11 protein-coding genes are annotated in these 12,971 nt (G+C 59.5%); 2 read left to right on the top strand and 9 right to left on the bottom strand.

Translation table 11 applies throughout. The annotated features are described in order from the left end of the window. Positions 1 to 23: 23 nt before the first annotated feature. The 6 genes from QWI20_RS16125 to QWI20_RS16100 all read right to left on the bottom strand — a co-directional run bounded on the left by QWI20_RS16125 (position 24) and on the right by QWI20_RS16100 (position 7,198). Positions 24 to 2,240, bottom strand: coding sequence for a polysaccharide biosynthesis tyrosine autokinase (locus QWI20_RS16125; RefSeq protein ID WP_369306304.1), 2,217 nt, complete (start codon positions 2,238 to 2,240; stop codon positions 24 to 26). Further along, positions 2,241 to 2,693: a low molecular weight protein-tyrosine-phosphatase gene (locus tag QWI20_RS16120; protein ID WP_369306303.1), complete on the bottom strand. Its 453-nt coding sequence runs from the start codon at positions 2,691 to 2,693 to the stop codon at positions 2,241 to 2,243. Further along, positions 2,683 to 3,612: a glycosyltransferase family 2 protein gene (locus QWI20_RS16115; protein ID WP_369306302.1), complete on the bottom strand. Its 930-nt coding sequence runs from the start codon at positions 3,610 to 3,612 to the stop codon at positions 2,683 to 2,685. Before QWI20_RS16115 ends, QWI20_RS16120 begins: the two co-directional genes overlap by 11 nt. A gap of 17 nt (positions 3,613 to 3,629) precedes the next feature. After that, on the bottom strand, positions 3,630 to 5,144 hold the full coding sequence (locus tag QWI20_RS16110; RefSeq protein WP_369306301.1) for a lipopolysaccharide biosynthesis protein: 1,515 nt from the start codon (positions 5,142 to 5,144) through the stop codon (positions 3,630 to 3,632). Positions 5,145 to 5,186: 42 nt separating this feature from the next. Further along, complete coding sequence (locus QWI20_RS16105; protein WP_369306300.1) at positions 5,187 to 6,308, bottom strand: DegT/DnrJ/EryC1/StrS family aminotransferase; 1,122 nt, start codon at positions 6,306 to 6,308, stop codon at positions 5,187 to 5,189. 104 nt (positions 6,309 to 6,412) lie between these two features. Then, entirely contained in the window at positions 6,413 to 7,198 is a 786-nt protein-coding gene (locus tag QWI20_RS16100; protein WP_369306299.1) for a hypothetical protein, read from the bottom strand. A gap of 914 nt (positions 7,199 to 8,112) precedes the next feature. Here QWI20_RS16100 and QWI20_RS16095 point away from each other — a divergent pair. Further along, entirely contained in the window at positions 8,113 to 9,921 is a 1,809-nt protein-coding gene (locus QWI20_RS16095; RefSeq protein WP_369306298.1) for an aminopeptidase P family protein, read from the top strand. 43 nt (positions 9,922 to 9,964) lie between these two features. Here the strand turns inward: QWI20_RS16095 and QWI20_RS16090 are convergent, their stop codons facing one another. After that, on the bottom strand, positions 9,965 to 10,558 hold the full coding sequence (locus tag QWI20_RS16090; RefSeq protein WP_369306297.1) for a 2-hydroxychromene-2-carboxylate isomerase: 594 nt from the start codon (positions 10,556 to 10,558) through the stop codon (positions 9,965 to 9,967). Between the two features lie 64 nt (positions 10,559 to 10,622). Beyond that, positions 10,623 to 11,363, bottom strand: a complete 741-nt coding sequence (locus QWI20_RS16085) for an SDR family oxidoreductase (protein ID WP_369306296.1) — start codon at positions 11,361 to 11,363, stop codon at positions 10,623 to 10,625. Between the two features lie 93 nt (positions 11,364 to 11,456). On the opposite strand from QWI20_RS16085, the gene QWI20_RS16080 reads away from it, so the two are divergent. Beyond that, positions 11,457 to 12,029, top strand: coding sequence for a TetR/AcrR family transcriptional regulator (locus tag QWI20_RS16080; protein ID WP_369306295.1), 573 nt, complete (start codon positions 11,457 to 11,459; stop codon positions 12,027 to 12,029). Here the strand turns inward: QWI20_RS16080 and QWI20_RS16075 are convergent. Continuing rightward, positions 12,026 to 12,316 (bottom strand): hypothetical protein, encoded by a 291-nt coding sequence (locus QWI20_RS16075; RefSeq protein WP_369306294.1) that lies wholly within the window; start codon positions 12,314 to 12,316, stop codon positions 12,026 to 12,028. The two genes, QWI20_RS16080 and QWI20_RS16075, sit on opposite strands and share 4 nt — an antisense overlap. Positions 12,317 to 12,971: the final 655 nt, after the last annotated feature.

The raw sequence follows: 12,971 nt of genomic DNA, 5'->3' as shown, positions 1-12,971 counted from the left end.
GTCTCCTTGGCGTGCGTGTCGATTTACTTGCGGACCGTGGTGTAGTCGTAACCGTACGCGGCGCAGTCGTAGTCGGCGGTCGACGCCTTGCGCAGGACACCGTTGAAGATCGCACCCTTGATCAGAATGCCGTTGTGCATCAGGCGGCGTTTGCACGCTTCGATTTCCTTGGCGGTGCTCAGGCCGAAGCGGGTCACCAGCAGGCAGGTGCCGGACTGGCGGCCGACCAGCGTGGCATCGGTCACGGCCAGAATCGGCGGGGTGTCGATGATCACCAGGTCATACAGCGGCGACAGCTCGCTGATCATTTTGTTGAAGTTGTCGTGCATCAACAGCTCGGACGGGTTCGGCGCCGCGTAACCGCAGGAGATGAAATCCAGGTTGCGCACTTCGGTGTGGTTGATGACTTCCTTGCTGCCCAGACGCGCAGCGAGGGTGTCCGACAAACCGTGCTTGGGTGTCAGGTTGAACATCTTGTGCAGGTAGCCTTTGCGCATGTCGGCGTCGATCAGCAGCACGCGTTTGCCGGTCTGGGCAATGATCACCGCCAGGTTGCTGGAGACGAACGACTTGCCCACGCCCGGCGTCGGGCTGGAAATCATCAGCACGTTGTTGCGGGCTTCGAGCATGGCGAAGTGCAGGCTGGTGCGCAGGCTGCGCAATGATTCGATCGCCAGTTCCGTCGGCGCGCTAACGCTCAGCAGGCGTGGCTCCTTGCTCGCCGAACGGCTCTGGGCGGCCTTTTCCATGCGCTCCTGCAGTCGCGAATACGGCAGCGACGCGTACACCGGCATGCCGAGGTTTTCGATGACTTCCGGGTTGTCCACGCCGCGATAGAACGCCTGGCGCACGAACACAGTGGCAACGGCCAGCAGCAGGCCGATCAGGGCAGCGACCAGTACGATGATTTTGCGCATCGGCTTGACCGGCTCTTCGACGTTGGCGTCGGCGTTGTCGATGATGCGGACGTTGCCGATGCTGCCGGCGCGCAGAATGTCCTGCTCCTGGCTCTTGTCCAGCAACAGGGTGTAGGTCTGCGAGGTGACCTGCATGTCACGGTTCAGACGCAGCAACTCTTGTTGCGTGGCCGGCAGGGCTTCGATCTTCTTCAGCAGCGCGGCTTTCTGGGATTCAACCTGGCCGATCTGCGTCATCAGGGCGCGGTAGGTCGGATGCTCCGGCGTGTACAGACGCTCGACGTCGACGCGCTTCATTTTCAGGTCCGACAGGGTGCCTTCCAGCTTGACCACCTGATCCAGAACCGATTTGGTCTCCACGCTCAGGTCAACCGACTTGGCGCCCATCTGGAAATTGTTCAGCGCGATTTCCGACTGTTCCAGCTGCTTGCGCACGGCAGGCAATTGCGAACGCAGGAATTCCAGGCGCTGGGCGGCTTCAGCCGAACTGCGCTCGACGTTCTGGCGCACGTACAGGCGGCTGACTTCGTTGAGGATGCGCTTGGCCAGTGCCGGGTCCGGGTCCTGAATCGACAGGTAGACGATCCCGGAATCCTTGCCCGCTTCCATGATTTTAAGACGGTCCTGATAATCCAGCGCGGCGGTCAGGGTGCGTTGACGCACCACGGTGAACTCGGTGCCCGGACGGGCATTGAGCGCAGCCACCTGAAGGGTGATGCCGCTGCCTTCGATGGTCTGACCGACCGGGCCGCTGAGCAGCTTGTTGCGGTCTTCGTCATACAGGGTGAAGGTGCCAGGCTTGCCCGCCACCATGGTCATCTTTTCGCCCAGCAATGCGTCCGGCACCTCCAGCTGGAAAATGTCGATTTTCTCGCCGCCCCAGGCGTAGCTGTTCAGGCCGAACATCGGATCGGCCAGCGCGCCTTCACGCTCCGGCTTGAACCGACGCGCCATGTAGCTGCCCAGCCCCGGGATGTATTTGGGCTTCTGCACGATGTAGAGCTTCAGGTCATCGACGACCTTGCCCAGCACTGCGCGGGATTTGATCAGCTCGATTTCGGTGGTCGCCTGGGAAACCGACAGCGGCTTGCTGGAGACTTCGGTGCGGCCCTCGATGCCGACTTTGCGCGGCTCGATCTGAATCATCGCGTTGGCCTGGAAGATCGGCGTGGCCAGAATGGCGTAGGTGGCGCCGAGCAGGACGCAGATGCCGACAATCGACGCAATCAATCCTTTGTGATCGAAAAGTGTGCGCAAGATAGTCGCCAAATCGATCCGGGAGTCCTGGACCTCGTCCAGAGAAGTACGGTTCATAGCGGTCATTTATCTTGGATCTCCTGACTGAAGATAAGGAAGCCAGTCGTCGACACAACGCGAAAGCTGCTCGTAGGTCTGTTCAAAGGCTAGTTTCGGGCGCCGATAGGGATCGGCGATTTCCAGCGCTTGTTGCCATTTGCCAATCAGAAACGTCTTGCCGCGTACCTCGGGGGCCAGCTTGAGGACGCTCTGGGTCTGACGATGCTCCATGACCAGAATCAGCTCTGCTTCGTGGAGCATCTGCCGATCGATCTGACGGCTCCGATGTTTGTGGGCGAGGACGCCGTTGACCTGCAGCACGGCCTGGGCCAGCGGGTCCATAGTGGAACTGAGCATGGCGTGGGTGCCGGCCGACGAGATCTGGATGCGCGCGTTCGGCACGCGCTGTCGGAACAGGGCTTCGGCCATGGGGCTGCGACAGATATTGCCGACGCAGACCACCAGTACGTTATTGAACATGACCTTTGCTGAGGGTCGTCATCAGTCTCTTGCTGATGTTGGAGCTGAAGTTCTGCCCGACCGCCAGGAGCGTCTGCATCTTGCGCTTCGGGGTGATCGCCGACAGCGAGTACTCGACCAGCTCCATCAGGAAATGCTCATAGAGTTCCTGATTACCGAGGCGGTTGTAGTAGTTGGCCAGGGCGCCCGAGGTCTGCAGCGCCATGTGCAATTTGCGTTTGTTGGAGCGCATCGAAAACACACCGCCGGGGTGCAACCGGTACATGGCCGGCTTGAGCTCACCCATGAATTTGCCCTTGCCATAGGCTCCGAGCAGTGACCACCAGACCAGATCGTTGAGCGGCGCGGCGCGCAGCTCGGGCGGCAACGAATCGAAGACGTTGCGGAACACCGTGGTCAGCGTCGACACCGGCCGCGCCATTTGCAGCTCCAGCGCCGTGGCATCTCCGCGCAGCTTGCCTTGCAGCTGGATCGGGTATTGGCCGCTGATGTCGAAGGGGATCGCGTCGTGGTAGGTCAGCACGTAATCCGGGTTGTTCTCCAGAAAATCCACCTGGATCTGCAGCTTGCGAGGGTCAGTCCAGTAATCATCGCCTTCGCAGTAGGCGATGTAGCGGCCCCGGGCTTCGCCGAACAGATGCGGCACCGGCGGGTTGTTCTGCGAGTACTGATTTGTTTCGTGATAGAAGGGGCGGATCAGCGTCGGGAAGCGCTTGACGTAATCGGCAATGATGCGGGCGGTGCCGTCTGTGGAGGCATCGTCGTTCACCAGGATTTCGAAGGCGAACGTGGTTTGCTGCATCAGAAAGCCTTCCAGCGTCTGCGCGATGTAGGCTTCCTGGTTGTAGGCTGGACAGACGATGCTGACCAAGGGCGCGGCGGACGGCGAAGAGCTCGTCTTATTGCTAATAGCATCCATGGCTTGGGTACTCGGAGTTAAACACTGGGTTTGCTGAACAGAACGGAAATCTTCATCACCAGCGGCTTGTAGCTGGCGGCCACAATCAGCAGCGTGAGCAGGCCGCAGACGGCCAGACCCAGGAAGACGCTGATGCGGTTGTCATTGGCGATCAGGCGCAGCAAGGGCTCGGTGATCGCCAGACCGACGCCGGTCATCACGCTGATGCGGATGATGTCGCGCAGCCATTGGCCGTGAATGCCCGGTGCCAGGCGCTGGTGCACGATGACCGGCCAGATGGCGAAGGACACGACGCGCAACACGAACCAGGCGATCGCCGCGCCGTAAGCGCCATACCCGCGAATTGCCAGAAACATCACCGGCACCGTGATCAGCGTCGAAACCACGCTGTACCACACATGCAGGTGCATCCGCCCGTAGGCGTATTGCAGGTAAAACTGGAACGTGCTGACCGCCATGATGGCGCTGCCCAGCGAGTACCACGGCAGGATCGTCCGGCTCCAGTCGGCGGCAGCGCGGTCGCCCGACCAGGCAAACACCATCTCGTCGGCGTGCAGCGCGATCAGCGCCGCGAGGGGAAACAGGAACGTGCACACAAACCGGTTGGCCGCCAGGTACAGCTGATGCATGTCATCCCGGCGCCCTTCGGCCATCAACACCGTGAGGCGCGGCAGTAGCGTCTGCGCCAGCGGGTTGGAGAGCATCATGATCCCGGTGGTGATCAGTGCCACCAGCGAGAAATAACCGTATTCATTAAGCGGCAGCAGTTCGGAGAGCAGCACCTTGTCGATCTGGGTCAGCACGATCCACAGCACCGCGGTGCCGGACATGCTGGCCGCGAACGGGATGATCGGCTTGACCAGATCCCAGTCGAAACCGGTCAGCGGCGACGGCCTCGGCATCTGCTGATAGGCACGGGCGGCGAAGATCAAGGCTTCGATCAAGCCCACCAGCGCCTGGAATTCGAAGAAATGCACCGGGTCGTTGGAGATCGTGCTCACCAGCAGCAGCCCGCCGAAGTAGCGCAGCGTGGCGATGATCACGTTGGCGATGTTCAGCCATGCATGCTGCTCAAGGCCTTGAATCCCGCTTTTATAGAGCGTCGAAAACAAGCGCAGGGCGATGACGATGCCCATCAGCGCGATGCACTGCACCACGGTCTGCGTCGACAGCTCCTGGGCATTGAGCCAGTGAACGGCAATCCATTCGCTGCCGGCATACATCGCTACGCAGCAGAAACCCGCCAGTGGCAGGAAGATGATCTCGAACGAACGCAGCAGGCGACCGGTGTAGCGGTCCAGTCCATCGCTGCCTTGTCGATGCGCCACCGCCCTGACCAGACTCGGCGACAACCCTGCGTCCAGCAATTGCAGCCAGGCTTGCAGCACCGAGAAGAACCCGATCAGCCCATATGCCTCGGCGCCCATGTGGCCGAGGTAGAACGGCATGATCAGGATCCCCACAAGCAGCGTGTAGGCCTGGCCTGCATAGCTCAACGCAGTGTTGCGTATGACTGAGCGCTTGGTTGGCATCGAAAGTCCTTCCGGCGAAACGGGGTAAATGGCGCGATGGCGTTACATGACCTGCGCGAGGGACGGCACACGGTACGGCGAGTGAGCGGTGCTGGTTTCGGCGATCACCGTCTGAATGACGCGGTCCTGATCGTCGCGCAGCAGGCCCGGGTAAATCGGCAGGCACAGCACGCGCTCGCTCAATGAACGCGAGGCGGTTTGTGCCGCTTGCGGCTGCAGGTATTCAAGGGTGTCCAGCGACGGATAGAAGTAGCGGCGCGGGTTGATCCCGTTGGTGTTCAGTGCCGAACGCAAACGCAGAAGTTGTTGTTCGTCGCGCAGGGCGATCGGGTAATAGCTGTGGTTGAGTTCGCTGTTGCTTTCCGGCCGCTGCAGGTCGACGTAATCGCCCAGACGGGTAGTGTAGCGGTCAGCGATTTCAGCGCGTTCCTGAAGAATGTTCTCGATGTCGTCGAGAATGCACAGGCCCATCGCGGCGGAGAATTCGTTGAGCTTGGCGTTGATGCCGATGCCGTCGATCTTGTCGACGTCAACGATGCCGAAGTTGCACAGCAGGTGAACCCGGCGCGCTGTTTCGTCATCGTTGGTGATAATCGCGCCACCTTCGATGGTGTGAAACAGCTTGGTGGCGTGAAAACTCAGTGTGCTGATGTCGCCCCAGTTGAGCACCGACTGGCCGGCGTGCCGCACGGCGAAGGCATGGGCGCCGTCGTACACGACTTTCAGATTGCGGCGACGGGCGATTTCTTCGATGCGCTCAACGGCGCACGGGTTGCCGAACACATGGGTGCCGACGATGGCGGTGGTGTCGGAGACGATGCGGCTCTCGATGTGGTCGGGCGAGATGTTCCAGGTCTGCGCGTCGATGTCAGCGAAGATCGGGCGAATGCCTTCCCACTGCAATGAACTACTGGTGGCCACGAAGCTGAACGGCGTAGTCACTGCGCTGCCGCTCAAACCCAGCGCGCGATAGGCGACTTGCAGGGCGAGGGTGCCGTTGTTGGTGAGAATGACGTGCTTGACGCCCAGGTAGTCTTTCAACCGTTGTTCGAGCTCGCACACCAGCGGCCCGTGGTTGGTGAGCCAGCCGCGCGCATAAATGCCCTCGACGTAGCCCTTGAACTTGTCGATATCGCCCAGGTAAGTCTTGGTGACGTTGATCATCGAATTCTCCATTTCAGATGCAAAGCTTTTAAAAAATGCTTTCTGGGCAGTGACGCGGTTGCGCCGGTCTGAGGCCAGACCGCCAACGCCAGGTTCGAGCGAAATCAATTGGGGGTGGATGCCGGCGGCGGGCTGCCTGCCTTGCCACTCATCCGTCGCGCACGGCCCTGATTGATTTTCAGGATCAACCGGGTGGCCAGGCTGCCTGCATGGGGGTCGCCGAAGTGGAAGAGGGCGGTGGCGCGCTTCACGTCCGGTCGGCAGGCCTGATTGGCGTGCAGGCTGCGATAGCCCCAGAAGAAATAAACGCTGCCCGGCTCCAGGCGCAGGACATACGGCTTGAGCCAGTCGCGCTGCATGCCTTTGATGATCCAGCCGCGGGTGATCTTGTTCTGCAGCAGGGCCTTCTCGATCACGTTGAACAACACCCATGAGCGCACCCGGCGGATGTTCGGAAACAGCATCAGATCGCCGCGTCCTTCGCCTTCGCTGGGGATGAACACCGGGATCAGCGCGGTCACCAGGCTGGCGTCGTAGTGGAAACTGTTGGATTCGCGCTTGCCCTGATTGCCCTGCACGCAACGCAGCACCGGGAAAATGCGGTCACTGGCAGCGTCGCGGCGGGCCGCATGCTTATAGAGGCGACCGAGCAGAGTCTTGAAACGCGGGTCGGACCAGTAACTCGCCAGCAGGCTTTCGCTCAGTGCCGCTTCACCGTGGTAGGCAAAATATTCGCCCTGGTGTTTCTGCGCCTGTTCGTCAGTCCAGGCCCGCAACTGCTGCAGGTCCGTGTCAGGCACGGCCGCGTTCAGTTTTGCAAAGCCGTGGGTATCGATTTCGTCAGCCAGTCGCTGAACCAGCTGCTCATCCATGTCGAAAGATAAAGGCATTGCATCAGGCCCTCGTAGAGAGTGAGGAGTGCAGGGCAGCGGGGTGAATTGCGCTTCAGGCACGCTACCGCCCGAATCTGCAGATCCTGCCGTTGTACTAATTAGGCGTGCATTCAAACGGTGACTTCATTCAGCACTGGCTGACAAAAGCGTTGGGCAAAGCTACCGCCCCACCGAGCACATTCAGTAATTCGAAAAAACCTTTCTTTGAACCAAAAACTGCCCACCGGCGCTGATTTCACACCGTTTGAATCGTCAACTTTTTGGGCAGTGTCAGGGTAATTAAGTCGGAATGCTCTCGGCGCACGGCTCTAGGGCCGCACTGCAAAAACAGGAAAACATTGGACGTGCCTATATATCGGCGGAGGCAGAGTTTCTGTCAAATTATTTCGCCATCATTCTGTTAATTTTTTGATAAGCGGATCGTTGGCACACCTAAGTGATTGATTTTAAAGGGAGTCAATAAAACATCATTGCCCTGTCGTGGTGCGCGACGCTTTTTAGGCACAGCCGGAGACCGCCCATTTGGCTGTCGAAAATAACTGGGAAGACGTTTTTCCAACGTCAGAACTTGGGCGCGGACGGGGGGTAACGGTTTTATGGCGCTCGATTATTGAATCCCGTCATACGCGCGTACTTGGGCGGAGGGTAACTAATCAAGTGAGAGGTAAGTTTGTAATTAAGCGATCACAGCAGTGTTGCAGTTTTATAGATAGAACTGTGTTCGGTTATATATACATCGACTCGCGTGAGGTGGTTGATATGACCGAAGACTTCATCAGTGCGCCATGCAGTGGCCCCGGTGCGTCATTACTGCGGTCAAGGGTGGATGCGGCGCTGCGGTTGCTCAGCCTTGATCGCTGCTCCATTATCCGGGTCTGCGATGCAAACAATTCGGGTCACCAGGAGATTCAATGAATACGCAGTCGAAAACCACTGGAGTGGCGATGCAACGCCTCGCGCAGGCGCGCGCCCTGATGAGCCGTGAGCGCATCGACGCCTGGCTGGTGCCGTCGGCCGACCCTCATCTCTCTGAATATCTGCCGGGTTACTGGCAAGGGCGGCAGTGGCTGTCCGGCTTCCACGGTTCCGTCGGCACCTTGATCATCACCCAGGACTTCGCCGGCCTCTGGGCAGACAGCCGTTACTGGGAGCAGGCGAGCAAGGAGCTGGCAGGCAGCGGCATCGAGCTGGTCAAGGTGCAGCCCGGCCAGACCGGCCCACTTGAATGGCTCGCCGAGCAGGCCAAGGCGGATTCCGTCGTCGCGGTGGATGGCGCGGTGTTGGCCGTGGCGTCGTCGCGCACGCTGGCTGCCAATCTGTACGAAAAAGGCGCGCGCCTTCGCACCGACCTCGACCCTCTGACGGAGTTGTGGAACGACCGCCCTGCGTTGCCGACCCAGGCAATCTATGAGCACGCCGCGCCCCACGCCACCGAAAGCCGTACCGACAAACTCACTCGATTGCGCACGGTGATGGCCGAGCGCGACGCGGATTGGCATTTTCTCGCGACCCTGGACGACATCGCCTGGCTGTTTAACCTGCGTGGCGCCGACGTCTCCTACAACCCGGTGTTCATCTCCTTCGCCCTGATCGGCCCGAACAGCATCAACCTGTTTGTCGCATCCGAGAAAGTCGACGCCGGACTGCGTAGCACCCTGGAGCAAGACGGCATCACCCTGCATGAATACACCCGCATCGGCACTGCGCTGCGCAACGTGCCCAAGGACGCGCGGTTGCTGGTGGATCCGGCGCGGGTCACCTGTGGCCTGCTGGACTATCTCGACAGCGAAGTGACGCTGGTCGAAGGCTTGAACCCGACGACCCTGTTCAAATCGCAGAAAAGCGCTGCTGATACCCAGCACATCCGCCAGGCGATGGAGCAGGATGGCGCGGCGCTGTGCGAGTTCTTTGCCTGGCTGGATTCAGCGCTGGGCAAAAATCCCGTCAGCGAGCTGACCATCGACGAGAAACTCAGCGCGGCGCGGGCCCGTCGGCCGGGCTACGTGTCCCAGAGTTTCGCCACCATTGCCGGCTTCAATGGTAACGGGGCGATGCCTCATTACCGCGCCACCGAAGAAGAGCACGCGCAAATCGAAGGCGATGGCTTGCTGCTGATCGACTCCGGCGGTCAATACCTGGGCGGCACGACCGATATCACCCGCATGGTGCCCATCGGCACGCCGACCGCTGAACAGAAACGTGACTGCACGCGCGTTCTGAAGGGCGTCATCGCGTTGTCCCGTGCGCACTTTCCGCGCGGCATTCTTTCGCCACTGCTCGACTCCATCGCTCGCGCACCGATCTGGGCCGAGGGCGTCAACTACGGCCACGGCACCGGTCACGGCGTCGGCTATTTCCTGAACGTGCACGAAGGCCCGCAGGTGATTGCGTATCAAGCCGCCGCCACGCCGCAAACCGCGATGCAGCCGGGGATGATCACGTCGATCGAGCCGGGGACGTATCGGCCGGGGCAGTGGGGCGTGCGCATTGAAAACCTGGTGATCAATCAGGCGGCGGGCAAGACCGAGTTCGGCGAGTTTCTGAAGTTCGAGACCCTCACGCTGTGTCCGATAGACACGCGCTGCCTGGAAATCGGTCTGCTGACCCAAGACGAGCGTGAATGGCTGAACGAATACCACGCCCAGGTCAGGCAGCGCCTCAGTCCACTCGTGGAGGGCGTCGCGTTGGCTTGGCTGGAAGGCCGGACAGCGGCGGTTTGACCCTGAACGCCACCGTCCTGTTGGGCGGTGGTATTACAGGCGGTTACTCGGTGAGCGCTTCCCGGACAAAATCGAGTCGGTCCTGACCGAAATAGAGCTCGTCGTCGACGAACATGCTCGGGGCGCCAAACACGCCTCGTGCAACCGCCGCTTCGGTGTTGCTTTTCAGCTGGTCCTTGACGCTGGGGTTGCTGACCCAGCCAAGGATTTCTGCCGGATCAAAGCCAAACCTTGTGAGGGCTGCTGACAACACCCCAGGGTCGTTCAAGTCCAGCGCTTCTACCCACATCGCCCTGAAAGTGATTTCCAGCAATTCAATGAACCGTTGTGGCTGAAGAATTTGCGCAGCAGTCAACGCGCGCATCAGGCCCAGCGTGTTGATCGGGAAGTGGGGGTTGAAGGTGAGGGGAACCTGATAGCGCTTGGCGAAGCGTGCCAGATCCTTGATGGAGTAACGCGCTTTGGCAGGCACGTCGTTGGGCGATGCATTGCCTGTCGCCTTGAACACTGCGCCCAGCAAGATGGGCCGATAGATCAGGGTCGCTGACGTCTGGTCGCAGATCTTCCGCAACTGGGTGTAGGCCAGGTAACTGGTCGGGCTACCCACATCGAAGTAAAACTCCACGCTTTGGCTCATCGTTGCATTCCTTCTTCTTATATGGATGCGGAGGTGCGCCCATGTGATTCTCTGATGCCGGGGCTTACCAGCGTTCGTTCCAGGGGCGCAGGTCCAGCTCGAACGTCCATGCGTCCCGGGGCTGGCTGTGCAGATACCAGTAATTTTCTGCAATGTGTTCAGGGTCGAGAATGCCGTCCTCATCCTTCAGCGCGTAGCGTTCGGGAAACTGCGTGCGGATGAAGTCAGTGTCAATCGCGCCATCCACCACCACATGAGCCACGTGGATGTTCATCGGCCCCAGTTCACGGGCCATGCTTTGCGCCAGTGCTCGTAGCCCGTGCTTGGCGCCGGCGAAGGCCGCGAAATTGGCAGCGCCGCGTACCCCTGCAGTCGCCCCGGTAAACAGAAGGGTGCCGCGTTTGCGTTTGGCCATACGAAGGGCAACTTCCCTGGCATTCAGAAATCCGGAGAAGCACGCCATCTCCCAAATCTTGAAGTACTTGCGCGCGGTCTCTTCGAGAATGCTGCACGGCACGTTGGCGCCGATATTGAAAACGAACGCTTCGATAGGGCCGATCTCATTTTCGATCCGCTCAATCAGCGCCACCACGTCATCTTCCTTGCGCGCGTCCGAGGCGAACCCGTGGGCTTCGCCGCCGCTCTGCCGAATCGAGTCCACTAGAGGCTGAAGTTTGTCGGCGCTCCTGCGAGTGACACACGCCACGTAACCCTCCCGGGCGAAGCGTTTGGCAATCGCGCCTCCTGTTGCGTCGCCCGCACCCACAACCAGAACGACCTTCTTGTTATTCGATGTAAGGGTCATCACGATACCTTTATTAAACGATCGTTTACTTAACGGACGTTATGCTAGGGTCGTGAGGGCGTCAAGGCACTCACTCAAGTAAAGAGGGAAACAATGCGCTACTCGGTCGACCATAAAGAGCAAACCCGGCGCGCCATGCTCGACAGCAGCGCCGCTCTGGTGAAGGAGAAAGGCTTCGCGCCCATGGGAGTGGACAGTCTGATGAAAGCCGTTGGGCTCACCGGAGGGGCTTTTTATAGTCACTTCTCTTCGAAGGATGCTTTGTTTCAGGCGGTGGTTGAGCGCGAGTTGACCCGCAGCCTGGCGTTACTCGGTGTCGATGAGTCGCTGACCAGGGACCGAATCAAGCAGTGCCTGCGGCATTACCTGACACTGGCGCATGTACAGAATCCTGCAGGTGGATGTGTCATTCCTGCATTGGGCGCCGAAATTGCCCGCGCAGAAGGACCGGCTCGCCTGCGCGCCGAGCACTGCTTGTGCGAATTACAAAAGGCGTGGGCTGAAGTGCTTGGGGACGAAGATCTGGCGTGGGCAGCCATTGCTCAGTGCGTTGGTGCTCTGACGGTCGCGCGAATGATGGCGACGCCCGAGCTCCAGCAACGCGTGGTGGACGCCAGCCACGACCTGCTGTGTCAGCAGGTGGATGCGCTGTCGGTAGCCGACTAGGGGTTAGTCGGCCTCTTGCAGATGATGATCATGCTGCGGCTGGTATAGCCGGCCGGATTCAGACCGAGCGGATAGCCCCCCGTGTCTTCGGCGCCGTCCCCGGATTTGGCGATCACCCTAAATTGCTTGGACACACAGGAGTTGGTCGCCATCTCATAGCACTGCTCCCACGAGGACGACAGGCCCGAGCAATTGATGTGGATACCACGTTTACCCATGACCGGTTTAGACGTCGCTGCGCATCCAGCGACCGCCAATGCTGCCAGTGCCATTAAAAAGTACTTCATTCATATCCTTACCTGACCAACACGTTGCGGTCAGTGACTATCCAGAATTCGCATGCTGCCACCAACGGTCACGTCCATGTGGAGGGGCGGCACCATGTCAAGGCGCGCCGGCTAAACATCGCTCAATAGTGAGACAAATGCCAGTGACATCGTGTATCACGCCGATGGCTGTGCGAGCGGGTGTTGCCTGAATCCCTATAGAGCGCGGTTAAAGAAGCGCGCGCTCCTATAAGAACCTATGGATAGAGGCCTGTTAAGCAGCAAAGGTGCCAAATAACAGTGATTATTCAGCCTGTTGAAATAAGTGCTTGACGCCCCTCTGGATCTGTCTATAATTCGCCCCACTTCCGGCGCAGACGAAACGGAAAACTCCTTGATAATCAACGAGTTGGACGAAGTAAGCAGCGAGGAATGCTTCGGTTCAGATGTTTGAATCGACAGCGGTGAAAAAGGCAGTTGACAGCAGGTTGTAACGCTGTAGAATTCGCCTCCCGCTGATGTGAGACGTCAAGTCGAACGAAGCGCAAGTGGTTGAAGTTGATGAGGAAACTTTGAAAACTTCTTAAAATAACCGCTTGACAGAAACAAGAGACGCTGTAGAATGCGCGCCTCGGTTGAGACGAAAGATCTTAACCACCCGCTCTTTAACAACTGA

This window comes from Pseudomonas sp. W2-17 (assembly GCF_041060445.1).
GTDB lineage: Bacteria > Pseudomonadota > Gammaproteobacteria > Pseudomonadales > Pseudomonadaceae > Aquipseudomonas.
The sequence above is the reverse complement of the archived record's forward strand: the minus strand, read 5'-3'. Positions and strand labels throughout refer to the sequence as shown.

What these genes read in the sequence shown, in the direction of transcription:
- QWI20_RS16110 (WP_369306301.1), bottom strand. Translation starts at nt 5,144, where the DNA reads ATGCCAACCAAGCGCTCAGTCATACGCAACACTGCGTTGAGCTATGCA.
- QWI20_RS16100 (WP_369306299.1), bottom strand. Translation starts at nt 7,198, where the DNA reads ATGCCTTTATCTTTCGACATGGATGAGCAGCTGGTTCAGCGACTGGCT.
- QWI20_RS16120 (WP_369306303.1), bottom strand. Translation starts at nt 2,693, where the DNA reads ATGTTCAATAACGTACTGGTGGTCTGCGTCGGCAATATCTGTCGCAGC.
- QWI20_RS16090 (WP_369306297.1), bottom strand. Translation starts at nt 10,558, where the DNA reads ATGAGCCAAAGCGTGGAGTTTTACTTCGATGTGGGTAGCCCGACCAGT.
- QWI20_RS16115 (WP_369306302.1), bottom strand. Translation starts at nt 3,612, where the DNA reads ATGGATGCTATTAGCAATAAGACGAGCTCTTCGCCGTCCGCCGCGCCC.
- QWI20_RS16125 (WP_369306304.1), bottom strand. Translation starts at nt 2,240, where the DNA reads ATGACCGCTATGAACCGTACTTCTCTGGACGAGGTCCAGGACTCCCGG.
- QWI20_RS16080 (WP_369306295.1), top strand. Translation starts at nt 11,457, where the DNA reads ATGCGCTACTCGGTCGACCATAAAGAGCAAACCCGGCGCGCCATGCTC.
- QWI20_RS16095 (WP_369306298.1), top strand. Translation starts at nt 8,113, where the DNA reads ATGAATACGCAGTCGAAAACCACTGGAGTGGCGATGCAACGCCTCGCG.
- QWI20_RS16105 (WP_369306300.1), bottom strand. Translation starts at nt 6,308, where the DNA reads ATGATCAACGTCACCAAGACTTACCTGGGCGATATCGACAAGTTCAAG.
- QWI20_RS16085 (WP_369306296.1), bottom strand. Translation starts at nt 11,363, where the DNA reads ATGACCCTTACATCGAATAACAAGAAGGTCGTTCTGGTTGTGGGTGCG.
- QWI20_RS16075 (WP_369306294.1), bottom strand. Translation starts at nt 12,316, where the DNA reads ATGAAGTACTTTTTAATGGCACTGGCAGCATTGGCGGTCGCTGGATGC.